Below are 23716 nucleotides of genomic sequence, written 5' to 3'. Positions count from 1 at the left end.
CTATCCCCTTATTAAAATCTGTCCCGGCGCTGCCAGAGCAGCAGCAGGAAAAACGGCCCGCCAATGAGCGAAATCACAATGCCCGCAGGCAGCTGAAGCGGTAAAAACGCCAGCCGACCGACGTTATCCGCCACCAGCACCAGCAGCCCGCCCAGCGCCGCGCTGCCCGAAAGAAGCGCCGTCTGCCCGCCGCGCAGCAGGGCGCGCGCAATGTGCGGGGCAATCAGCCCGACGAAGCCGATGCTGCCCACGCAGGACACGCAGGCGGCGGTCAGCACCACGGGGGCCAGCACGCGCAGCAGCGCCAGCCGGGACGCGCGCACGCCCAGTCCCGCGGCCGTCTGGTTGCCGAGCAGCGCCACATCCGCCGCCCGGGCGGTAAACAGCAGCAGCGCGCAGGCGGGAACGGCCCAGGCCGCCGCCACGCCCACCAGCGTCCAGTTCGCCGCGTGCAGGCTTCCCGCCAGCCACAGCATCGCGGTCTGTACATCGCGCACGTCGGCGGTGGTCATGAACACGCCCATCGCCGCCGCAAACGCCCACGACACCCCGATGCCCGTCAAAATAAACCGCGGGCGGGAGATATCCCGCGCCAGCGCGACCACCGCGAGCGCGGTCAGCAGGCCGCCCGCCATCCCCACCGCCGGACGCCAGAACAGGCTCAGCGCCGGAAACTGGAATATCAGCAGCAGCACCGCCGCGCTACACCCCTCCTTCACGCCGATTAGCCCCGGATCGGCAAGGCCGTTGCGGGTAATGGACTGCATCGCCGCCCCCGCCATGCCGAGCATCGCGCCGCACAGCAGCGCCATCAGCAGGCGCGGCAGGCGAATATCCAGCACGATGTAGCGCAGATCCGCAGGCAGGCTTTCCGGGGCAAACAGCGCCCGGCCAACGGCGGAAGCGGGAATGGGCAGCGAGCCGTGGCTCAGGCCTACGCCCAGGGCCAGCAGCGCCGCCAGCAGGAACAGCGCCACCATCGCCAGCGCGCGCGGGCGCACCAGCAGGGAGAAAGGCCCGGCGCGTAGCGCGTGCAGCCCTGCCCGGCTCATTTGAAGAACCTCGACGCCATGAGGATAAAGACGGGCGCCCCCACCAGCGCGGTCATCACCCCGGTCGCCAGCTCGTAGGGCATAAACAGCGTGCGGGCGGCGATATCCGCCAGCAGCAGAAGCAGCGCGCCGCACAGGGCGCAGAGCGGCACCATCACGCGTAAATCCACCGACACCAGACGACGGATCAGCTGCGGCACCACCAGACCAATAAACCCGATTGGCCCGGCAATCGACACCGCCGCGCCGCACAGCAGCGCAATCGCCAGCAGCGCGAACAGGCGGGTTCTCAGCAGGGAAACGCCCAGCCCCTGCGCCATGCGATCCCCCAGGGCCAGCATGTTGAGCGAGGGCGAGAGCCACAGCGCCAGCGCGAAGCCGATCCCGGCAATCCACGCGGCGGCGCGGATTGTCTCGCCGCTAAGCCCGGCCAGATCCCCCGCCAGCCAGGTGCGCATGGCGAGCAGCGTCTGCTCGTCGAGGATCAGCACCGCAGCGGTAATGGAAGAGGCAAACGACGACAGCGCCACGCCGCACAGCGTCACCTTCATCGGCGTAAGCCCGCTGCGCCCGGCGGAGGAGAACAGTAGCACCAGCAGGAACAGCGCGGCGGCGCCGCTGGCGGCAATCAGCGGACGACCAAACGGCAGCGAGAGCCCCAGCGCGCTGGTGAGCACCACCGCCAGCGCCGCCCCCGCGTTCAGCCCGAGAATGTGCGGCTCGCCCAGCGGATTGCGGATAACGGACTGCAGCAGCGCGCCCGCCACGCCAAGCGCCGCCCCGGTGACGAGCGCCGCCTCCAGACGCAGCAGCCGCAGTCGAATGATGACGGTATGGTCGAAATTGCGCGGATCGAAATGAATAAGTGCCTGCACCACGGTTTGCGGGGCGATAACGCGCGCGCCGGTGCCGAGATGCACAATCGCGCCGGCAAGCAGCAGCAGCGCAAAGAGCGTAAACGCCAGAGAGGTGCGCATCACGGTTTTGCCGCCTGGCGAAACGGCATAAAGAACGGCTTGCCCGTCAGCGGGTTAATCGACATATGCACGTCAACGTCGAACACCGCTTTGATCAGCTCCGGCGTGCAGGCGTCCCCTTCGTGCAGCACGCCCTGCACTTTTCCCTGACGTAAAAAGACCAGCGAATCGCCATAGTTCACCGCGAAGTTCAGATCGTGCAGCACCACCACCACCGTGCGCCCGTGCTCGCGGGTGAGCGCGTGGAGCAGCTCGAGGATCTCCACCTGATAACGGAGATCGAGATAGGTTGTGGGTTCGTCCAGCAGGATGTACGGGGTTTGCTGCGCCAGCGCCATGGCTATCCAGCAGCGCTGGCGCTGCCCGCCGGAGAGGCTTTCGACGGGCAGATGGGCAAATTCCGCCGTGCCCGTTAAGCGCAGCGCCTCGTCCACGGCGCGTTCGTCTTCGTCCGTCCACTGGCGCATGACGTTTTGCCAGGGAAACCGCCCGCGGGAGACCAGCTCAAAAACGGTGAGCCCTTCCGGCAGCAGCGGGGACTGCGGCAGAATGCCGAGGCTGCGCGCAATCGCTTTGGTGGGCTGATCGTGGATCGCTTTTCCGTCCAGCAGCGCGCTGCCGCCAAGCGGCCGAAGCAGTCGCGCCAGGGTACTGAGCAGCGTGGATTTTCCGCAGCCGTTCGCGCCCACCAGGACGGTCATTTTCTGCTGGGGGATCGCAAGGGAAATATCATCAACGATGATTTTTTTCTGATAGCCAGCGGAGAGGTTTTGCAGAACCAACCCCGGCTTTGTCGTGTTATGAGCCACGTGAATGCCAACTTAATAAAAAAAACGGACAAATAAAAATAAAACTCATTCTCTTTTGAAAGTTTGCCGCCCCGCCATGTAGTAGTCAAGCGGATAAACACCCTGCAAAACCCAGGGATAAACCGGCTGTACTACTAAACAAACATTAAATTTAAATAGATAAATATCAATTAGTTAAATGTTTACTCGTGCATTTCACAGAAACCTTTTCTCGCTGTAGTCGATTTTTTACTTTTTCCATTTACTACTACATTTCCGCATGTTTGAATGATTCTCAATTACATGCCCGATGCCTGAAATGGCTAACGGGCAGAGCATTAAGGGCAATGACTCACACATTTTTCTGCGGCCGCTCAGGCGCAGAATATTTCGGGAAAACAGATGTAATGGCTAAGTTCACACCTTCTCTTTCTGGGGTAAAAGGGCGCGCGCTCTTTTCACTGCTGTTTATGGTGCCTGCGGTGCAGGCCGCCGACCCCGCCGCGACGAAAGACGGCGAAACCCTGACCGTCACCGCCGATCCAAACGCGTCGGGCGATGCCACAAACGGCTATCAGCCGCTCAATACCTCCACCGCCACGCTGACCAACATGCCGATGCTGGACATTCCCCAGGTGGTGAATACCGTCAGCGATAAAGTGCTGGAAGATCAGCACGCCACCACGCTGGACGAAGCGCTCTATAACGTCAGCAACGTGGTGCAAACCAACACCCTCGGCGGCACCCAGGATGCGTTCGTGCGCCGCGGATTTGGCGCCAACCGTGACGGCTCGATCATGACCAACGGTCTGCGCACCGTGCTGCCGCGCAGCTTTAACGCCGCCACCGAGCGGGTGGAAGTGCTGAAAGGCCCAGCCTCGACGCTGTACGGCATTCTCGATCCGGGCGGCCTGATTAACGTGGTAACGAAGCGCCCGGAAACCACCTTCGGCGGCTCCATCTCTGCCACCTCCTCAAGCTTTGGCGGCGGCACCGGGCAGCTTGACGTTACCGGGCCGATTGAGGGCACGCGTCTGGCGTACCGCCTGACGGGCGAGTATCAGGATGAAGATTACTGGCGCAATTTCGGCACCGAGCGCAGCACCTTTATCGCCCCGTCGCTGACATGGTTTGGCGACGACGCCACCGTGACCGTGCTCTATTCCCACCGCGATTACAAAACGCCGTTCGATCGCGGGACGATCTTCGATCTCAACACCAAACAGCCGGTAAAGGTCGATCCGAAAACCCGCTTTGACGAGCCGTTTAACGTTACCGACGGGCAGTCCGATCTGGCCCAGCTGAACGCGGAATACCGCCTAAGCAGCCAGTGGACGGCAAAATTTGACTACAGCTTCAGCCAGGATAAATACAGCGATAACCAGGCGCGCGTGATGGCCTACGACGCGAAAACCGGGAACCTGACCCGCCGCGTGGATGCCACCCAGGGCTCGGCCCAGCGGATGCACTCCACCCGCGCGGATTTGCAGGGGAACGTGGATATCGCGGGCTTCTACAACGAGATCCTCACCGGCGTGTCGTATGAGAATTACGATCTGCTGCGCACCGACATGATCCGCTGTAAGAACGTCAAGGATTTCAATATCTACAGCCCGAGCTACGGCAGCCTGGGCAAATGCACCACCGTGTCGGCGTCGGACAGCGATCAGACCATCAAGCAGGAGAGCTACTCCGCCTATGCCCAGGACGCTTTATACCTGACGGACAAGTGGATCGCCGTGGCCGGGCTGCGCTATCAGTACTACACCCAGTACGCGGGCAAAGGCCGTCCGTTTAACGTCAACACCGACAGCCGCGACGACCAGTGGACGCCGAAGCTCGGTCTGGTTTACAAGCTGACGCCGAACGTGTCGCTGTTCGCCAACTACTCCCAGACGTTTATGCCGCAGTCCTCAATCGCCAGCTACATTGGCGACCTGCCGCCGGAAACGTCCAATGCCTACGAAATCGGCGCGAAGTTTGACCTGTTCAACGGGATTACCGCCAATATCGCGCTGTTTGATATTCACAAGCGCAACGTGCTTTACACCGAGAGCATCGGGGATGAAACCATCGCCAAAACCGCGGGGCGCGTGCGTTCGCAGGGGGTGGAGGTGGATCTCGCCGGGTCGCTGACCGAGAACACCAACATCATTGCCAGCTACGGCTATACCGACGCGAAGGTGCTGGAAGATCCGGATTACGCGGGCAAGCCGCTGCCAAACGTGCCGCGCCACACCGGCTCGCTGTTCCTGACCTACGATATTCAGAATGCGTTTGCCGGAAATACCCTGACGCTCGGCGGCGGCGGGCACGGCGTGAGCCGTCGCTCGGCCACCAACGGTGCGGATTATTATCTGCCGGGCTATGTGGTTGCGGATGCGTTTGCGGCGTACAAGATGAAACTGCGTTATCCGGTGACGCTGCAGCTGAACGTGAAAAACCTGTTTGATAAGACCTACTACACCTCTTCTATTGCGACCAACAACCTGGGCAACCAGATTGGCGATCCGCGCGAAGTGCAGTTTACGGTGAAGATGGAGTTTTGATGTCAGTGCGGGGTGTTCCCCTCACCCTAACCCTCTCCCCAAAGGGGAGAGGGAAATTGAACACCCTCTCCCCTTTGGGGAGAGGGCCGGGGTGAGGGGGCATCAGGCCTCAATATCCGCCATATCGCCCTTCTCCTGCAGCCAGTTACGTCGGTCTTCCGAACGCTTCTTGGCCAGCAGCATATCCATCATGGCGTTGGTTTGCTGTTCGTCTTCGTCGCTGATCGTCAGCTGCACCAGGCGGCGCGTGTTCGGATCCAGCGTGGTTTCACGCAGTTGCATCGGGTTCATCTCGCCCAGCCCTTTAAAGCGCTGCACGTTCGGCTTACCCTTCTTGCGCTTGAGCTGCTCGAGCACGCCCGCTTTCTCTTCTTCCGTCAGCGCGTAATACACCTCTTTGCCGAGGTCGATACGGTACAGCGGCGGCAGCGCCACGTGGACGTGGCCGTTTTTCACCAGCGTGCGGAAGTGCTTCACGAACAGCGCGCACAGCAGCGTGGCGATGTGCAGACCGTCGGAGTCCGCATCCGCGAGGATACAGATCTTGCCGTAGCGCAGCTGGCTCAGATCCTCACTGTCGGGATCGATGCCGATCGCCACCGAAATATCGTGCACTTCCTGGGACGCCAGCACCTCATCGGAGGAGACTTCCCAGGTGTTGAGGATCTTGCCCTTGAGCGGCATGATCGCCTGATATTCACGGTCGCGCGCCTGTTTGGCCGAACCGCCCGCCGAGTCACCTTCCACGAGGAACAGCTCGGTGCGGTTGAGATCCTGCGCGGTGCAGTCCGCCAGCTTGCCCGGCAGCGCAGGGCCGCTGGTCAGCTTTTTACGCACCACCTTCTTCGCCGCACGCAGACGACGCTGCGCGCTGGAAATCGCCATCTCTGCCAGCATTTCCGCTGACTGGACGTTCTGGTTCAGCCACAGGCTGAAGGCGTCTTTCACCACGCCGGAGACGAACGCCGCGCACTGGCGGGAAGACAGACGCTCTTTCGTCTGACCGGCAAACTGCGGATCCTGCATCTTCACCGAGAGCACGTAGGCGCAGCGATCCCAGATATCTTCCGCCGACAGCTTCACGCCGCGCGGCAGAATGTTGCGGTATTCGCAAAACTCGCGCATCGCGTCGAGCAGGCCCTGACGCAGGCCGTTAACGTGCGTCCCGCCGAGCATGGTCGGGATCAGGTTAACGTAGCTTTCGGTCAGCAGCTCGCCGCCTTCCGGCAGCCACAGCAGCGCCCAGTCCACCGCTTCGGTGTCGCCGTTAAAATTGCCGACAAAGGGTTTTTCCGGCAGGGTCGGCAGGCCGTTCACCGCTTCGCACAGGTAGTCGTTCAGACCGTCGGCATAGCACCAGGTTTGTTCGGTATTGTTAACGTGATCTTTAAAATGAATTTCCACGCCCGGGCACAGCACCGCTTTAGCTTTCAGCAGGTGCGACAGGCGAGAAACGGAAAAGCGTGGGCTATCGAAGAAGCTTTCGTCCGGCCAGAAGTGGACGCTGGTGCCGGTATTGCGCTTGCCGCACGTGCCGACAACCTGCAAATCCTGCACTTTTTCGCCGTTCTCAAACGCGATGTTATAGACCTGGCCGTCGCGGCGAACGTTGACTTCCACCCGCTTAGACAGGGCGTTAACCACGGAGATCCCCACGCCGTGCAGGCCGCCGGAGAACTGGTAGTTCTTGTTGGAAAATTTACCGCCCGCGTGCAGACGGCACAGGATCAGCTCAACAGCAGGGACGCCCTCTTCCGGGTGGATATCCACCGGCATCCCGCGCCCGTCGTCGATGACTTCCAGCGACTGATCGGCGTGCAGGATCACGTCAACGCGTTTGGCATGGCCTGCCAGCGCTTCGTCCACACTGTTATCAATAACTTCCTGGCCCAGGTGGTTTGGGCGCGTGGTATCGGTGTACATCCCCGGGCGGCGGCGAACCGGCTCAAGCCCGGTGAGTACCTCAATGGCATCAGCGTTATAGGTTTGCGTCATGATTTAAGCTAGCAATTCGCATTGATTGTCAGAGGCTGTGCAGTCCAAGAAAATCGACAATCTGGGTGAAATGATCCTCAAAGCCCGTGAAAGCATGGTTTCCGCCCTCTTCTATAGTCTGGCGGCAGGATGCGTAATACGCCACTGCCTGGCGGTAATCCAGCACTTCATCTCCCGTTTGCTGCAGCAGCCAGATAAGATCCGGCGCTTCAAGCGGGTCGACCTGCATAACTTTGAGATCGTAAATATGGCGTGACTCTAGCACATATTGCTGTCCGGTGTAGGGGTTCTCGTTTTGCCCGAGAAAGTCCCGTAACAGCTCAAATGGCCGCACCGCCGGGTTGACCACGACCGCAGGCAGCATGAAGCATTGCGACAGCCAGGTGGCGTAATAGCCGCCCAGAGAGGACCCGACAACGCCAAAGGATTCCCCGCCGTGTTCCAGAACGATGGACTCCAGCATCTGTGCGGCATCAGCCGGGTAAGGCGGCAGCTGCGGGATAATCATCTCGATGTGCGGATGATGCTCGCTCAGCCACGCGCGAAACTGGGTGGCTTTCGCGGATCGCGGCGAGCTGTTGAACCCGTGTAAATAAAGAAGCGTCGACATCAATAGCCTTCTGAAGCGGTGTCCGGGCGAAATTGCGCCCCCGGCAAACGGCACACTTCGGTGGTCAGCGTGCCATCGGCGTGAAGTTCCAGCCAGCGCCAGCCCGGCGCAATGGTATCCAGGGTAAAGTTGGCGCAATGGGGTTTGAACTGCACGCAGGTGGAGGGCGTCGCCAGCAGGCGGCGGCCATTCCAGTCGAGATCCTGTTCCTGATGGATATGCCCACAGAGCAGATTTTTTACGCGCGGGAATTTAACCAGAACGCTGTCCAGCGCCGCAGAGTTGCGCAGGCTGTGCTGATCGAGCCAGCTACATCCCGCGGGCAGCGGATGATGGTGGAGTAAAAGCAGCGTGTGGCGGTGCGGCTCGGCAGCGAGTTTGGTCTCCAGCCATTCCAGCTGAAAATCGCTCAGTTCGCCGTGCGGCACGCCAAAGACCTGGCTGTCGAGCAGCAGGATTTGCCACTGGTCGCCGCAGATGACTGTTTTTGCAGGGGAAATGCCCGCCTCTTGCAGCGCGCCGTACATCGCAGGCTGGAAGTCGTGATTTCCCGGCAACCAGACGCAAGGTACGTCGAAGCTCGCGATCCCTTCAGCAAAATGCTGGTAGGCCGCGGAGGATTGATCCTGCGCCAGATCGCCCGTCGCGACGATCAAATCGCACGGACGGTTTTCAGCATGAATTGCGCCCAGTACGGCCTGATAGCTCTCCCAGGTATTCACCCCCAGCAGGGTTTCATGCTTTTCGGCAAACAGGTGAGTATCGGTGATTTGTAATATCCTGACTGGCGCCCCACCAGCAACAGTCAGGTTCAACAGGCTTTCCAAATGGTGTCCTTAGGTAGGTTTATGACGCTAACAAACCGGAATCGCCATTGCTCCATGTGCTAAACAATATCTTAGCCAGTCGGCTAAAAACTGGTTAATTTGATGCTTTTCGTCGCGTTGATGCAACTTTTTATTAGGATAATCATACCGCGCCTTGAAGCGAAAGATCTGCTGACTTGAACACACTTCAGCGACCATCGCGTCGTGGTACAGGCGCACCGTCATTGACGGCAGGCTCCAGTAGCTGATGCTGGGAGCCGTTTGCTCAATTTCCACCAACGTAGTGTAGCGCGTTGATTCTGTAATCGTTAACCGATACTGCGCGTTGCTCACCTGATAGCTTACCGTTTCGCCGGGCGCGTCGTTTCGCGGCAGCAGGCGGCGCAATTGTGCGAAGTTGGTTTCGCACAGGCGCATCATTTCTGGGAAGTCAGGTGTATAACGCTTCATTTTTTCCACTCGTTTCGTAATCTCTCATAGTGCAGCTGCAGCCATTGCAGGGCGATGACAGACGCTGCGTTGTCGATTTTCCCCTCTTCTACCCACTGGTAAGCCTGCTCCCGACTTACCACATGAACCCGAATGTCTTCGTTTTCATCTGCCAGACCGTGAATTCCTTCAGCCGTCGTGGCGTCCACTTCACCAACCATAATAGATAAGCGCTCGCTGGTGCCGCCCGGGCTTGCCAGGTAGCTCAGCACGGGTTTCGTACGACCCACAACCAGTCCGGCCTCTTCCAGCGCTTCGCGACGCGCGACGTCTTCTACCGACTCGCCCTCTTCGATCATGCCGGCCACCATCTCCAGCAGCCACGGGCTTTCGCTGGTGTCGTAAGCGGCAATTCGAATCTGTTCGACCAGCACAACTTCGTCACGCACTGGGTCAAAGGGTAGCAAGACTGCAGCATGACCGCGCTCAAAAATTTCGCGACGGATTTCACCGCTCATTTCGCCGTTAAACAGACGATGCCTGAAACGGTAAAGATCCATTGAAAAAAAACCGCTATATAGCGTTTCTCGTGCAATAATTTCTACATCGTTTTTGGCGAAAGTCACTGGCAACTTCTCTGGTTTTTGCATGAGTCATGTCCTGCTCTTAAATAGTGAAGAAATCATGAATTTCAAGGCTGTTTGTAAGGCTATATGATAGATTGGTGCAAAATACAGCCGGATGGCACGTAACGCCAACCTTTTGGTGTGGAAGATTCTGTTAGAATCGCCAATTATTTTTTTAAATTAGATCAGCGCTAATACTGCTTCACAACAAGGAATGCAAATGAAGAAATTGCTCCCCATCCTTATCGGCCTGAGCCTGACGGGCTTCAGCGCAATAAGCCAGGCAGAGAACCTGTTACAGGTCTATCAGCAGGCACGTCTGGGTAACCCTGATCTCCGTAAGTCAGCGGCCGACCGTGATGCTGCGTTTGAAAAGATTAACGAAGCACGTAGTCCCCTGCTGCCGCAGCTGGGATTAGGTGCAGACTACACCTACGGTAACGGTTTCCGCGACAACAATGGCATTAACTCTAACGCCACCAGCGCGTCGCTGCAGTTAACGCAAACCCTGTTTGATATGTCTAAATGGCGTGCGTTGAGCCTGCAGGAAAAGAGTGCAGGTATTCAGGACGTCACCTACCAGACCGATCAGCAGAAGCTGATTCTGGACACCGCAACGGCGTATTTCAACGTTCTGAGCGCGATTGATTCGCTCTCCTACACCGAAGCGCAGAAACAAGCGATTTATCGTCAGTTGGATCAAACCACCCAGCGTTTCAACGTGGGTCTGGTAGCGATTACTGACGTGCAGAACGCCCGTTCACAGTACGACAGCGTACTGGCAAACGAAGTCAGCGCGCGTAACAACCTTGATAACGCGCTGGAATCTCTTCGTCAGGTCACCGGTAACTACTACCCGGAACTGGCCTCGCTGAACGTCGACAGCTTCAAAACTGACAAACCGCAGGCGGTTAACGCGCTGCTGAAAGAAGCTGAAAACCGCAACCTGACGCTCTTACAAGCCCGTCTGAACCAGGATCTGGCTCGCGAGCAGATTCGTCAGGCGCAGGACGGCCACCTGCCAACCCTGAGCCTCAGCGCCTCTACCGGCGTATCTGATACCAGCTACAGCGGTTCTAAAACCAACACCGCGGCGTATGACGACAAAAATGTCGGTCAGAACCAGGTTGGCCTGAGCTTCTCCCTGCCGCTGTACCAAGGCGGAATGGTGAACTCCCAGGTTAAACAGGCGCAGTACAACTTTGTTGGCGCGAGCGAGCAGCTGGAAAGCGCGCACCGCAACGTGGTGCAGACCGTGCGTTCCTCCTTCAACAACGTCAACGCGTCCGTCAGCAGCATCAACGCGTATAAACAAGCCGTTGTCTCTGCACAAAGCTCTCTGGACGCGATGGAAGCGGGTTACTCCGTGGGTACGCGTACCATCGTTGACGTGCTGGATGCGACCACCACGCTGTACAACGCGAAGCAACAGCTCTCCAGCGCACGTTACACCTACCTGATTAACCAGCTGAACATCAAATCAGCGCTGGGTACGTTGAACGAGCAGGATCTGCAAGCGCTGAACAATACGCTCGGCAAACCGGTTTCTACGTCGCCTGAAAGCGTCGCGCCAGAAAATCCTCAGCAGGATGCGGCGGTCGATAACTTCAGCGGCGACAGCAGCGCCCCGGCGGCACAGCCAGCGACTGCACGTACCGCTACGCCAGCCAGCAGCGGCAGCAACCCGTTCCGTAATTAAGTCTTGCCCGATGGCGCTTTGCTTATCGGGCCTACTTCACCGTAGGCCCGGTAAGCGCAGCGCCACCCGGCGTGAAATCACATCCGAACGTAAGCCAACGTAAAGATCCCCCTGTTTCATCCCCTCTTAGCTTCATTTTCGACCACTCATCCTCTATTCTGAGCCTTATTTATCACGTTCTACCACTGGGTCCTGGAAGACAAAAATGAAACGGACAAAAACGATTAATCACGCTTCGTTCCGCAAAAGCTGGAACGCGCGTCACCTCACTCCCGTCGCCTTCGCGATCACCGCGGTCTTTATGCTTGCGGGCTGCGAACAGAGCGATGAAACGGTATCTCTGTATCAAAACGCGGACGACTGTTCTGCTGCCACCGGTAAAACCGCGGAATGTACCACCGCGTACAACACCGCGCTGAAAGAAGCAGAGCGCACCGCGCCGAAGTACGCTTCCCGCGAAGACTGTATCGCTGAGTTCGGCGAAGGCCAGTGCCAGCAGGCGCCTGCCCAGGCGGGTATGGCGCCGGAAAACCAGGCGCAGGCGCAGTCCAGCGGCAGCTTCTGGATGCCTCTGATGGCCGGTTACATGATGGGCCGGATGATGGGCGGCGGTGCGGGCTATCAGCAGCAGCCGCTGTTCAGCTCTAAAAATCCGAACAGCCCGGCTTACGGTAAATACACCGATGCCAGCGGCAAAGGCTACGGCGCAGCTACGCCGGGCCGTACCATGACCGTGCCGAAAACGGCGATGGCGCCGAAGCCTGCCACCACCAGCACCATCACCCGCGGTGGCTTTGGCGATTCCGTTGCTAAACAAACCTCTATGCAGCGCAGCGCGACCGGTTCCTCCACTCGCTCAATGGGCGGCTGATCATGGAACGAGTCAGTATTATCGAGCGCCCGGACTGGCGCGAAAAAGCGACCGAATACGGCTTTAACTTCCACACCATGTACGGCGAGCCGTACTGGTGTGAAGACGCCTATTACAAGCTCACTCTCGCCCAGGTTGAAAAGCTGGAAGAGGTCACCGCTGAGCTGCACCAGATGTGCCTGAAGGTGGTGGAAAAGGTCATCGACAGCGACGAGCTGATGGCGAAATTCCGCATTCCTAAGCACACCTGGAGCTTTGTTCGCCAGTCCTGGAAGACCAGCCAGCCTTCGCTTTATTCGCGCCTCGATCTGGCGTGGGACGGCGTGGGTGAACCTAAGCTTCTCGAAAACAACGCCGATACGCCAACCTCTCTGTACGAAGCGGCATTCTTTCAGTGGATCTGGCTGGAAGATCAGGCCAACGCCGGAAACCTGCCGGAAGGCAGCGACCAGTTCAACAGCCTGCAGGAAAAGCTGATTGAGCGCTTCGGCGAACTGCGTGAACAGCACGGCTTTAACCTGCTGCACCTCGCCTGCTGCCGCGACACGGAAGAAGACCGTGGCACCGTGCAGTATTTGCAGGACTGCGCAGCGGAAGCCGAGGTCGCCACCGAGTTCCTCTACATCGAGGACATTGGCCTGGGCGAAAAAGGCCAGTTCACCGATATGCAGGATCAGGTGATCAGCAACCTGTTCAAGCTCTATCCGTGGGAATACATGCTGCGCGAGGTGTTCTCGACCAAGCTGGAAGACGCCGGCGTGCGCTGGCTGGAGCCGGCCTGGAAGAGCATTATCTCTAACAAGGCGCTGCTGCCGATGCTGTGGGAGATGTTCCCGAACCATCCTAACCTGCTGCCAGCCTACTTCGCGGAAGACGACTTCCCGCCGATGGACAAATACGTTGTGAAGCCTATCTTCTCTCGCGAAGGGGCTAACGTGTCGATCATCGAAAACGGCAAAACGCTGGAAGCGGTTGAAGGGCCATACGGCGAAGAGGGGATGATTGTTCAGGAGTTTTATCCGCTGCCGAAGTTTGGCGACAGCTATACCCTGATTGGCAGCTGGCTCATCAACGACCAGCCTGCCGGGATTGGCATCCGCGAAGACCGCGCGCTGATCACGCAGGATTTGTCACGGTTCTACCCGCATATTTTCGTGGAGTAAGACTTGCCCGGTGGCGCTAAGCTTACCGGGCCTACGCACGACCTGTAGGCCGGGTAAGGCGAAGCCGCCACCCGGCCTATTTTCACCCTATCTGCACCGACAGCATACTCAGGCTGCCCATCTCAATGCCGTCCACCGGAATAGTGACCGGCTCCTGACCGTCCCACGCGCCCAGCACGTAGAGCAGCGGCAGATAGTGATCCGGCGTCGGGTTCGAGAGCGAACCGCCCTCGTGATCCATATAGTTCACCAGCGGATGATCCTCTACCGGGCCTTGCCAGGTCAGGTTCTGCTTCACAAACTCGTTAAAGGACGTCGCCCACGGATACGGCGTATTTTCACCGTGCCAGCGCGCCGTGCGCAGGTTGTGCACCACGTTTCCGCTCGCCACCAGCATGATGCCTTCATCGCGCAGGGAGGCCAGCTTGCGCCCCATCTCCATGTGCCACGCGGCGGGTTTAGTGCTGTCGATACTCAGCTGCACCATCGGAATATCCGCCTTCGGGTACATCTTGATCAGCACGCCCCATGAGCCGTGGTCAAAGCCCCAGGCTTCTTTATCGAGCGTCACCGGGACAGGCGCGAGCAGCTCTACCAGCTTTTGCGCCAGCGCGGGTGAGCCCGGAGCCGGATAGTGCGTGTCGTACAGCGCCTGCGGGAAGCCGCCAAAGTCATGGATAGTTTTCGGCGCTTCCATCGCGGTGACGCCCGTACCCCGGGTGAACCAGTGTGCGGAAACCACCACAATCGCTTTCGGGCGCGGCAATGTCTCACCCAGATGCTGCCAGGTGCGGGTGTAGACATTATCTTCCAGAACGTTCATTGGGCTGCCGTGGCCTAAAAACAGTGCTGGCATACGAGAAGAAGTCATGGTGATATCCTTACATAAGGTGTCATTTTGATAGGTCTACATTACGCGCAATCCGGCCAGGATGAACGCTGATAAGCATGAAGATCATCATCAGGAATTTTGAATGTAAGGAATCTGTAAAAGGCGGGGCCGCCTCTCGCTTTGCAGAAGATGATTCATTAGTATAAATGATAATCATTATCAAAAGGAGCGATACATGTCCGTCCCACTTCTCCTGACCATCCTCGCGGGCGCAGCCACCTTTATCGGCGCGATCCTGGGCGTGATTGGTCAGAAACCGTCGAACCGCGTTCTGGCATTTTCGCTCGGCTTTGCCGCCGGGATCATGCTGCTGATCTCTCTGATGGAGATGCTCCCCGCGGCGCTGGCGGCGGAAGGCATGTTGCCCGTGCTGGGTTACGGCATGTTCGTGTTTGGTCTTCTGGGCTACTTTGCGCTCGATCGTATGCTCCCGCACGCGCACCCGCAGGATCTGATGCAAAAAAGCGTGACGCCGCTGCCGCGCAACATCAAACGCACCGCCATCCTGCTTACGCTTGGCATCAGCCTGCACAACTTTCCCGAGGGCATCGCCACCTACGTGACGGCCAGCGCCAATCTGGAGATGGGGCTCGGGATTGCCCTCGCGGTGGCCTTGCACAATATTCCTGAAGGACTTGCCGTCGCCGGGCCGGTCTATGCGGCCACCGGCTCAAAACGCACGGCGGTATTCTGGGCGGGGATCTCCGGGATGGCCGAAATTCTGGGCGGCGTGCTGGCCTGGCTGATCCTCGGAAGCCTGGTTTCGCCGGTGGTGATGGCGGCAATAATGGCCGCCGTCGCCGGAATTATGGTCGCGCTTTCCGTCGATGAGCTGATGCCCCTGGCCAAGGAAATTGACCCAAATAACAACCCGAGCTACGGCGTGCTGTGCGGTATGTCGGTGATGGGATTGAGCCTCGTATTATTACAGACGGCGGGTATTGGTTAATTCTTAACGGGCGCTATATATATTTAGCGCCCTTTTATTCCGTCGCTTATCTATTTTTTGTATACAACAACCCATTATTTACCCCCATAGCATTCACTTGAAATATAATATTATATTCCAAAAATATTACGTCCAAAAATCTATTCTTATCCCTGAAATCAATGAAAGCGAAGGAATTAAACAAAAATCCTCCACTTCAATAGCTTATCTGTATTTATTCAAATCGATTTAATGACACTTTAACTAAAACTAAAATGCATTCCCCTATCTACAGTGATAGATTCCCCTTCGTAGTATTATTATCCAGCAGGTAATTCGAAAATATCCTACTCACAGTTCATTGCCCGAGCAATGGATATTCAAGGTCGATTATAAAGGATTATATTATGCGTAATAAAACTCTCTTAACGCTTCTGACAACAACGCTGTTATCCGGAATAGCATATAATGCCTCCGCTGCCGATAACCAGGGGTCAGGGACAATTACTTTTACCGGCAGTGTTATTAGCGCACCGTGCTCTATTGCTTCCAGTGATTTGAATCAGACCGTGGAATTAGGCAATGTTTCTGACAGCGTTCTGAACAGCGGTAATAGCTCCACTCCGGTCGATGTCAGTATTCATCTTCAAGACTGTATTTTAACGACCACCACCGGTGAAACCACCACCACCGTCGATAAGGTCAAAGTGACCTTTACCTCTTCCGCGACGGACGGCACCGACACCAGCCTGATGAAAAACTCCCTTGACGGCTCGCTCGGCGGCGCCACCGGCGTGGGCGTGCGCCTGCTGGACAGCAACAGCAATAAAGTGGTTCTGGGCACCCCTGTCGTGGTGAATTTCGCCAACGCGAATGCGACCCAGGAATTAGCCTTTAAGGCGCGTATGGAACCTGTCGCAGGCAGCACCGTTACGCCAGGCTCAGTACAAGCGCAGGCAAACTACGTCCTAGATTACAAATAATCCCTTTAAGCGCTCGCTTTCTTATTAGTTTCAGCCGGTAGCCCGCTACCGGCCGTATGAGAATGCTTAGTTAAAAGGGATGTATTCTGTGCGTATTTTACCTGAATATTTTATCGGCGAATTATCCGTTCTAATAAAACGTTCACTGCCCGTATTTCTCTATGCGGCGATATTTCCGTTTTCCGTTACGGCTGTTGAATTCAACACCGATATGATTGACGCTGAAGACAGAGAAAATATTGATATTTCCCAGTTTGAAAAGAAGGGACATATTCCTCCCGGCAGTTACCTGGTCCGGATTCAGATTAATAAAAACAGGCTTCCCCTTCCGGCCACGATGACCTGGTTCGCCACCGAAGGTGAAAATGGCTCACAGCTGTGCCTCACGCGGGAGCAGCTTGCAGATTTTGGCCTGAGCGAGGCGTTTATCGCCACGCTTAATGCGCTAAACGAGAGCCGTTGCCTGGATCTCAGCGGTAAACCTGAGCTGACCTATTCGCTGAATAGAGCCACAATGGTGCTGACGCTTGTGGTGCCGCAGGCGTGGTTGAAATATCAGGCTAAAAACTGGACGCCGCCGGAATACTGGGATGAAGGCGTGGCGGGGATGCTGCTGGACTACAACCTCTATGCCAGCCAGTACCACCCCAGCGACGGAAAGACCAGCCAGAACATGAGCGCCTACGGGACGTGGGGTTTCAACCTTGGCGCATGGCGCCTGCGCTCGGATTTCCAGTACAACCAGAACTTCATTAGCGGTCAGTCAGTCAACGCGGACGGCAGCCTGGCGAGAACCTGGCTCTATCGCCCGATCCCCTCATTAGCCGCCAAATTCTCCATGGGTCAATATGACCTGAGCTCCGACATTTTCGATACGTTCCACTTTACCGGCGCCTCCCTGGAGAGCGACGAAAGCATGCTGCCGCCGGACCTGCAGGGCTACGCCCCGCAAATTACCGGCATCGCGCAAACCAACGCCAAAGTCACCGTTTCCCAGTCGGGCCGCGTGATCTATCAGGCCACCGTTCCCCCCGGGCCTTTCACGCTTTCCGACCTCGGGGAAACCTATCAGGGCCAGCTCGATGTTGAAGTCGAAGAGGAGGACGGGCGCAAGAGTACCTTCCAGGTAGGTTCAGCGTCGATTCCCTTCCTCACGCGGCAGGGCCAGGTTCGCTACAAAACGTCGGTGGGCAAGCCCACCACTACCGGGCGCAACGACATTGTTGATCCGCCGTTCTGGACGGGGGAAGCCTCCTGGGGCTGGACGGGGAACGTGTCGCTTTACGGAGGCGCCCTGCTCACCGCCGACGATTATCAGGCGCTGACCACCGGCGTGGGCTTTAACCTGAACGCCTTTGGCTCCTTCTCGATTGATATCACGGGCGCCCAGGCCAGCCTGCGCCAGAGCAGCGAGAAACAGCGCGGCTTGAGCTACCGCGCGAACTACGCGCGGCGCTTTGAGTCCACGGGCAGCCAGGTCACCTTTTCCGGGTATCGCTTCTCCGACCAGGAGTATGTCTCAATGAGCGAGTATCTGGCCTCCCGCAACGGCAGCGCCACGCCGAATAACGAAAAGGAGAGCTACGTTGTCTCCTTCAACCAGTACGTCGACGCGCTGGCGCTGAATGCGTATCTCAACGTCACCCGCAACACCTACTGGAACGCAAACAGCAGCACCCACTACGCCCTCTCCCTTAGCCGGAATTTCGCGATGGGCAGCCTGAAGGGGCTATCCACCTCGCTGTCCCTGAGCCGCGTTCACTGGGGCAGCGAAGAAGAAAACCAGCTCTATTTCTCGTTCACCCTGCCGCTGGAGCAGGGCCGCAGCCTGATGTACGGCTATCAGCGGACGGGTAGCCATACCCCTTCCCACATGGCGTCCTGGTACGATTCCTCAGACAGAAACAACGCCTGGAACCTGTCGGCGTCGGCCACGGAAAACGACGTGGGCAACGGCGAACCTTCCCTGCGCGCGGGTTTCCAGCACTATTCCCCTTACGGCCGCATGAGCCTCAGCGGCAGCGTTCAGCCTCGTCATTACAACGCGGCCAACGTGGGATGGAACGGCTCGTTCACCGCCACGCGCTACGGCATGGCGCTGCATGACCATAGCCCGTCCGATAACGCCCGCATGATGGTGGATGCCGAGGGCGTGCCGGGCATTCAGGTGAGCAACGCCCGCACGGTCACCAACAGCATGGGGATCGCCGTAGTCCCGTCGCTCTCCTGCTACACCCCGGCTACGGTGCGCGTCGACAGCAGCAAGCTGCCTGAGGGGGTGGACATCAATACCTCGGCGATCCGCACCACGCTGACGCAGGGCGCGATAGGCTACGCGCGGCTAAACGCCACCACGGGCTACCAGATTGTCGGCGTCGTGCGCACGCCAGAGGGCCACTTCCCGCCGCTGGGCATCAGCGTGACGGACGCCTCTTCGGGCAGAGAGGTGGGGATCATCGCCGAGGACGGCTTTGTCTATCTCAGCGGCATTCAGGAAAACAGCACGCTGCGGCTCTCCTGGGCAGGCAAGGCCTGCGAAATCTCGCCGCCGAACCAAAGCAACATCAGCGAGAGCGCCATTATTTTACCCTGCAATACCACCAGCTAATTCAGGATGAAGACCATGAAATACAGCAAAAGCCTAACCGGATTACTTTGCCTGCTGCTCCTGAGCGGCGCGGCGTCAGCGGTTGTTTCCCCGGACAGAACGCGCCTTATCTTCAATGCCTCGGAAAAAAGCGTGTCGATGCGCCTGAACAACCAAAGCAAAAGCGATCCTTACCTCGCCCAGTCATGGATTGAAGACAGCAGCGGCAGGAAAACGCGCAGCTTTATCTCCGCGCTTCCGCCGATGCAGCGAATCGAGCCGGGCGAACAGGCGCAGGTGCGGCTCATGGGACTGGCGGATCTCAACCAGCTGCCGCAGGACAGAGAAACGCTGTTTTTCTACAACGTGCGGGAGATCCCGCCGAAGGCCCAGGGAAAAAACGTGGTGCAAATCGCGATGCAAAGTCGGCTCAAGCTCTTTTTTCGCCCTAAAAATATCGAGCTAAAAACGGAGGACTCGCTGCCCGTGCAGAACGTGGTGGTTTCCCGCACGGGCGCGGGAATGCGCATCCATAACCCGACCCCTTACCACATGACGATCGGGTATATCGGCCTCAACGGGAAAACGCTCATGCCGGGGGCCGAGAGCGTGATGGTTGCGCCGTTTAGCCGCGTTGAGCAGCCTCTGAAAAATCTCCCGGCGCAGTTTCAGATTGGCTTTGTGAGCGATTACGGCGGGCTGGATATGTTCAAGATCAGCTGCAACTCGGTTGAAACGGCCTGTCAAAGCGCCCCCGCTCAGCGAGGATAAAAATGATTAACCTTCTTCGCGCCCTGGTGATGCTGAGCGCTTTTTTTCACGCTTCGGCATTCGCGGTGGATTGCTACCAGAACGGCAAAGGCGGGCAGACCAGCGTTTCCGCCACCCTGATGCCCTTTACCGTGCCGTCCAACGCCAAATTAGGACAAAAAATCTGGGAGTCGGCGGACATTGTGGTCACCGTTTACTGCGATAACGCCGCGGGCTGGACGGAGTCCGTCACCACGGAAAATATTCACGCCTGGCTGATGCTGTCGGCGTTTAACAGCGATTACGTGCTCAACAACCCCTACCTCACCTTCGGCGTAACCTATGCCGGCGTGGATTACGACATGGCGGGACAGGGCGTAGATACCGGCGCCTGTCTGGATAAATACGAGCAGGTGTATGACGGGGTGTGGCACGAGCCGGACTGTAACGGCAGCACGCTGCAGAAGGATGTCACCTTCACGGCGCGCTTTCGCCTGTACGTCAAGCTGAAAGCCGTGCCTCCGACCGCCGGATATACCTGGGACTTTGGCTCGGTGAACGTCCTGCAGTTTGACGGCGGCGGCGGCGCAAACCTGTCGACTACCGCCAACAACCTTCGCTACTACATCAACGGGCTGGATAACATCCACTTTCTCGACTGCGGCGTGGACCTGAAGATTTCGCCGGAGAGCCAGATTGTGGATTTCGGGCAGATCCTCGACAACGCCTTCTCAAAGGGCCAGCGGATCAGGATGCCCTTTAGCATCTCCACCATCCGCGATTCAAACGCGGCCTGTTCTGAGCAGTTCGACGTCACCACGAGCTTTTACACCACCGATCTGCTGTACGATGAAACCCATCTGGACATGGGGAATGGTTTGCTGATGCGCATTACGGACAACGCCGCAGGGGATATTACCTATAACAACTATCTGCCTTTTGCCGCCTACCAGAGCGGCGACCCCACTGCCGTCGTGACGCACGACTACACGGCTGAGCTAACGCCGAAACCGGGCAGCGAGCCGATCGCCGGGCCTTTCAGCAGGGACATCATCATCAAGGTTAACTATCAGTAAGCGTGCAGAAACAAAAAAGCCAGGATATCCCCGGCTTTTTTTATACGTCAGCCCTTTCAGCTGGCTTTGCGCTCGTGCGCCTGGCGGTATTCAATCAGATCTTCGATAGTCACCACCGGCATGTTGTGCAGACGCGCAAAGGTGACGCACTCCGGCGCACGCGCCATTGTTCCGTCATCGTTGGTCAGTTCGCACAGAACGCCAGCGGGCTTGAAGCCAGCCAGAGTGACCAGATCGATGGTCGCTTCGGTGTGGCCGCCGCGCGTCAACACGCCGCCCGCCTGCGCGCGCAGTGGGAAGACGTGGCCAGGACGGTGCAGATCGGCAGGTTTCGCATCATCGGCAATCGCCGCGCGAACGGTGGTCAGGCGGTCAGCCGCAGACACACCGGTAGTCACGCCGTGCGCGGCTTCGATGGTGACGGTAAAGCCCGTACCGAAGGCGCTGGTGTTGTTCTCAACCATCATCGGCAGATCGAGCTGCTTGCGACGGTCTTCGTTGATACACAAGCATACGATGCCGCTGCCGTGACGGATGGTCAGCGCCATCTGTTCAACGGTCATGTTCTCGGCGGCGAAAATCATGTCGCCTTCGTTTTCACGGTTTTCATCGTCAAGCACCATCACACCGCGGCCTTCGCGCAGTGCATCCAGTGCATGTTCAACACGTTGAGTTGAAGTGCCAAAAGAGGAAAGTAGCGTCTGATTCATGGTAAAAAAACCTCATTAAAATTATGGTTACCAGAATCAGGGCAGTCTTAGGAGCGCCGTATAAGCGGCAAAAAGATAACGTGAGCGGGCCGTGCCCGACTGGATCGTTACTCTCTCCCATCCGGACTCTAACCGTCGGCCCCGGAATTACACCGGATCTGCTGACCTTTGAGTGGTTACCCAAAGCGCTCGCGGGCTTTCAGCATGACGCTGATTTACCGCCGGTGGGGAATTTCGCCCCGCCCTGAGAATAAGCGGGATAACTATAACGCTATTGATTAACCTGGGCAATGCATAAGCTTCAAACAATATTGGTTTATCCTGCGGCATGACGCGCTACAATGGTCTTTAACACCGTTTGATCAAGGGAAACCACAATGATTGACCCGAAGAAAATTGAGCAAATCGCGCGTCAGGTTCATGAGTCCATGCCGAAAGGCATTCGTGAGTTTGGTGATGACGTTGAAAAGAAAATCCGCCAGACGCTGCAGGCACAGCTGGTTCGTCTTGATCTGGTGAGCCGTGAAGAGTTTGACGTGCAGACGCAGGTACTGCTGCGCACCCGCGAAAAGCTGGCGCTGCTGGAACAGCGTCTGAACGAGCTGGAAAACCGCAGTGCGCCGGAAGAGGTGAAACCTGCTCCGGCTATTCCACCGGTGGATGACCAGGCCTAAAATCAATGCAAAACGGCAACCTCGGTTGCCGTTTTTTTTGGTTTGCTCCCTCTCCCTGTGGGAGAGGGTTGGGGTGAGGGCATCAGCCCGCACGGATTACTGACTGTCTTTCTGGATCTTCTTAATGATGTTGGTGGTTGAACACCCGTCCTCAAAATTGAGCACCATCACTTCGCCGCCGTTGGCCCAAACCTCTTCGCTGCCCGCGATTTGCTCCGGCTTGTAATCGCCGCCTTTTACCAGCAGATCCGGCAGGATACCCGCGATTAAACGCTGCGGCGTGTCTTCTTCAAACGACACAACCCAATCCACCGCCTCCAGCGCGCCGAGCACGATCATGCGCTGCTCAAGCGGGTTCACCGGGCGCGTTTCGCCTTTCAGGCGCTTAGTGGACGCATCGCTGTTCACCGCCACAATCAGGCGGTCGCCCAGCTTGCGCGCGTTCGCCAGATAAGAGACATGCCCGGCGTGCAGAATGTCGAACACGCCGTTGGTCATCACCACTTTCTCACCACGCTTGCGCGCGGCAGCGACGGCCGCTTTAAGCTCGTCTTCGGTCATGACGCCAAAACCGGTGTCGGCACGACCGCGCACCGCGTTTTCCAGCTCGATTGGCGAAACGGTGGACGTCCCCAGCTTACCAACCACCACGCCCGCCGCCGCGTTCGCGAAGTAGCACGCTTCTTCGAGGGAATTTCCCGCCGCCAGCGTTGCCGCCAGCACGCCGATAACCGTGTCACCCGCACCGGTCACGTCATACACTTCCTGCGCCTGGGTCGGCATATGCAGCGGGGCTTTACCCGGCTGGATCAGGGTCATGCCCTGCTCGGAACGGGTCACCAGCAGTGCGGACAGCTCAAAATCAGCGATGATTTTCATGCCGCGCTCAACGATTTCCGCTTCGGTTTTGCACTTGCCCGCCACCGCTTCAAACTCAGAGAGGTTTGGCGTCAGCAGCGTTGCGCCGCGGTAGCGCTCAAAGTCGGTGCCTTTCGGGTCAATCAGGACCGGCACGTTGGCTTTACGCGCCAGCTGGATCATCTGCTGAACGCTTGCCAGCGCGCCTTTGGCGTAGTCGGAAAGCACCAGCGCGCCGATGTTGCCCAGCGCCTGATTGATGCGCTCGTGCAGCGGCTCGGGATCGACGCCCTCAAAACCTTCTTCAAAGTCGAGGCGAATCAGCTGCTGGTTGCGGGAGAGCACGCGCAGTTTGGTGATGGTCGGGTGTGTCGGAACAGAAACGAAGTCGCACTTCACGTTCACGTCCGCTAATGACTTGCTCAGCGCGCGCGCCGCATCGTCGATACCGGTCAGGCCCACCAGACGCGAATGCGCGCCCAGGGAGGCAATGTTCATCGCCACGTTTGCCGCGCCGCCAGGACGCTCTTCAATGGTGTCGACCTTAACCACCGGGACAGGTGCTTCCGGGGAGATGCGGCTGGTCGGCCCATACCAGTAGCGATCCAGCATCACATCACCGACAACCATAACTCCAGCACGTTCAAACTCTGGCAGTGTTACTTTCATTCC

General features: G+C 57.9%; 21 protein-coding genes and 1 riboswitch. Of the genes, 10 read left to right on the top strand and 11 right to left on the bottom strand.

Annotated features, from left to right (window positions below; translation table 11 throughout):
• Positions 1–11: 11 nt before the first annotated feature.
• The 3 genes from AB6V08_RS01440 to AB6V08_RS01430 are packed head-to-tail and all read right to left on the bottom strand — an operon-like array spanning position 12 to position 2838.
• Positions 12–1052 carry a FecCD family ABC transporter permease gene (locus AB6V08_RS01440; protein WP_368540900.1) on the bottom strand — a complete coding sequence of 347 codons (1041 nt, stop codon included), beginning with the start codon at positions 1050–1052 and terminating at the stop codon, positions 12–14.
• Positions 1049–2032, bottom strand: a complete 984-nt coding sequence (locus tag AB6V08_RS01435) for a FecCD family ABC transporter permease (RefSeq protein ID WP_368540899.1) — start codon at positions 2030–2032, stop codon at positions 1049–1051. The genes AB6V08_RS01440 and AB6V08_RS01435 overlap by 4 nt, the downstream gene beginning before the upstream one ends.
• Complete coding sequence (locus tag AB6V08_RS01430) at positions 2029–2838, bottom strand: ABC transporter ATP-binding protein (protein ID WP_368540898.1); 810 nt, start codon at positions 2836–2838, stop codon at positions 2029–2031. Before AB6V08_RS01430 ends, AB6V08_RS01435 begins: the two co-directional genes overlap by 4 nt.
• A gap of 386 nt (positions 2839–3224) precedes the next feature.
• Here AB6V08_RS01430 and AB6V08_RS01425 point away from each other — a divergent pair, with 386 nt between their 5' ends.
• The gene (locus AB6V08_RS01425) at positions 3225–5366 is read left to right on the top strand and encodes a TonB-dependent siderophore receptor (protein ID WP_368540897.1); all 2142 of its coding nucleotides are present in this window, start codon (positions 3225–3227) and stop codon (positions 5364–5366) included.
• Positions 5367–5468: 102 nt separating this feature from the next.
• On the opposite strand, the gene parE is transcribed toward AB6V08_RS01425, so the two are convergent.
• The 5 genes from parE to nudF are packed head-to-tail and all read right to left on the bottom strand — an operon-like array spanning position 5469 to position 9877.
• Positions 5469–7361 carry a DNA topoisomerase IV subunit B gene (gene parE / locus AB6V08_RS01420; protein WP_368540896.1) on the bottom strand — a complete coding sequence of 631 codons (1893 nt, stop codon included), beginning with the start codon at positions 7359–7361 and terminating at the stop codon, positions 5469–5471.
• Between the two features lie 28 nt (positions 7362–7389).
• Positions 7390–7971: an esterase YqiA gene (yqiA, locus tag AB6V08_RS01415; protein WP_368540895.1), complete on the bottom strand. Its 582-nt coding sequence runs from the start codon at positions 7969–7971 to the stop codon at positions 7390–7392.
• Positions 7971–8798 carry a 3',5'-cyclic-AMP phosphodiesterase gene (gene cpdA / locus AB6V08_RS01410; RefSeq protein ID WP_368540893.1) on the bottom strand — a complete coding sequence of 276 codons (828 nt, stop codon included), beginning with the start codon at positions 8796–8798 and terminating at the stop codon, positions 7971–7973. Before cpdA ends, yqiA begins: the two co-directional genes overlap by 1 nt.
• A gap of 27 nt (positions 8799–8825) precedes the next feature.
• A complete protein-coding gene (locus AB6V08_RS01405; RefSeq protein WP_003862516.1) occupies positions 8826–9248 on the bottom strand; it encodes a DUF1249 family protein in 423 nt (140 codons plus the stop codon).
• Positions 9245–9877 (bottom strand): ADP-ribose diphosphatase, encoded by a 633-nt coding sequence (nudF, locus tag AB6V08_RS01400; protein WP_368540892.1) that lies wholly within the window; start codon positions 9875–9877, stop codon positions 9245–9247. The genes AB6V08_RS01405 and nudF overlap by 4 nt, the downstream gene beginning before the upstream one ends.
• Positions 9878–10073: 196 nt before the next feature.
• Here nudF and tolC point away from each other — a divergent pair, with 196 nt between their 5' ends.
• The 3 genes from tolC to AB6V08_RS01385 all read left to right on the top strand — a co-directional run bounded on the left by tolC (position 10074) and on the right by AB6V08_RS01385 (position 13586).
• A complete protein-coding gene (tolC, locus tag AB6V08_RS01395; RefSeq protein ID WP_368540891.1) occupies positions 10074–11552 on the top strand; it encodes an outer membrane channel protein TolC in 1479 nt (492 codons plus the stop codon).
• 205 nt (positions 11553–11757) lie between these two features.
• Positions 11758–12423 (top strand): DUF1190 family protein, encoded by a 666-nt coding sequence (locus AB6V08_RS01390; RefSeq protein ID WP_368540890.1) that lies wholly within the window; start codon positions 11758–11760, stop codon positions 12421–12423.
• 2 nt (positions 12424–12425) lie between these two features.
• Positions 12426–13586 (top strand): glutathionylspermidine synthase family protein, encoded by a 1161-nt coding sequence (locus AB6V08_RS01385; RefSeq protein ID WP_368540889.1) that lies wholly within the window; start codon positions 12426–12428, stop codon positions 13584–13586.
• 82 nt (positions 13587–13668) lie between these two features.
• Here the strand turns inward: AB6V08_RS01385 and ygiD are convergent, their stop codons facing one another.
• The gene (gene ygiD, locus AB6V08_RS01380) at positions 13669–14457 is read right to left on the bottom strand and encodes a 4,5-DOPA dioxygenase extradiol (protein ID WP_368540888.1); all 789 of its coding nucleotides are present in this window, start codon (positions 14455–14457) and stop codon (positions 13669–13671) included.
• 196 nt (positions 14458–14653) lie between these two features.
• Between ygiD and zupT the strand changes: the two genes are divergently transcribed.
• The 5 genes from zupT to AB6V08_RS01355 all read left to right on the top strand — a co-directional run bounded on the left by zupT (position 14654) and on the right by AB6V08_RS01355 (position 20802).
• Complete coding sequence (gene zupT / locus AB6V08_RS01375; protein WP_368540887.1) at positions 14654–15427, top strand: zinc transporter ZupT; 774 nt, start codon at positions 14654–14656, stop codon at positions 15425–15427.
• A 386-nt stretch (positions 15428–15813) separates the two neighbouring features.
• Entirely contained in the window at positions 15814–16389 is a 576-nt protein-coding gene (locus tag AB6V08_RS01370; protein ID WP_368540886.1) for a fimbrial-like protein, read from the top strand.
• Between the two features lie 79 nt (positions 16390–16468).
• Positions 16469–18997 (top strand): fimbria/pilus outer membrane usher protein, encoded by a 2529-nt coding sequence (locus tag AB6V08_RS01365; protein ID WP_368540885.1) that lies wholly within the window; start codon positions 16469–16471, stop codon positions 18995–18997.
• Between the two features lie 15 nt (positions 18998–19012).
• Entirely contained in the window at positions 19013–19747 is a 735-nt protein-coding gene (locus AB6V08_RS01360) for a molecular chaperone (RefSeq protein WP_368540883.1), read from the top strand.
• A gap of 2 nt (positions 19748–19749) precedes the next feature.
• A complete protein-coding gene (locus AB6V08_RS01355) occupies positions 19750–20802 on the top strand; it encodes a pilus assembly protein (protein ID WP_368540882.1) in 1053 nt (350 codons plus the stop codon).
• 56 nt (positions 20803–20858) lie between these two features.
• Here AB6V08_RS01355 and ribB read toward each other — a convergent pair whose 3' ends face one another.
• The gene (gene ribB, locus AB6V08_RS01350; protein ID WP_368540881.1) at positions 20859–21512 is read right to left on the bottom strand and encodes a 3,4-dihydroxy-2-butanone-4-phosphate synthase; all 654 of its coding nucleotides are present in this window, start codon (positions 21510–21512) and stop codon (positions 20859–20861) included.
• A gap of 105 nt (positions 21513–21617) precedes the next feature.
• Positions 21618–21768: riboswitch (FMN riboswitch) on the bottom strand.
• 121 nt (positions 21769–21889) lie between these two features.
• Between ribB and ubiK the strand changes: the two genes are divergently transcribed.
• Complete coding sequence (ubiK, locus tag AB6V08_RS01345; RefSeq protein ID WP_368540879.1) at positions 21890–22186, top strand: ubiquinone biosynthesis accessory factor UbiK; 297 nt, start codon at positions 21890–21892, stop codon at positions 22184–22186.
• A gap of 96 nt (positions 22187–22282) precedes the next feature.
• Here the strand turns inward: ubiK and hldE are convergent, their stop codons facing one another.
• On the bottom strand, positions 22283–23713 hold the full coding sequence (gene hldE, locus AB6V08_RS01340) for a bifunctional D-glycero-beta-D-manno-heptose-7-phosphate kinase/D-glycero-beta-D-manno-heptose 1-phosphate adenylyltransferase HldE (protein WP_368540878.1): 1431 nt from the start codon (positions 23711–23713) through the stop codon (positions 22283–22285).
• Positions 23714–23716: the final 3 nt, after the last annotated feature.

This window comes from Enterobacter soli (genome assembly GCF_964208575.1).
Classification (GTDB): domain Bacteria; phylum Pseudomonadota; class Gammaproteobacteria; order Enterobacterales; family Enterobacteriaceae; genus Enterobacter; species Enterobacter soli_A.
This window is presented reverse-complemented; position numbering and strand designations above follow the sequence as displayed.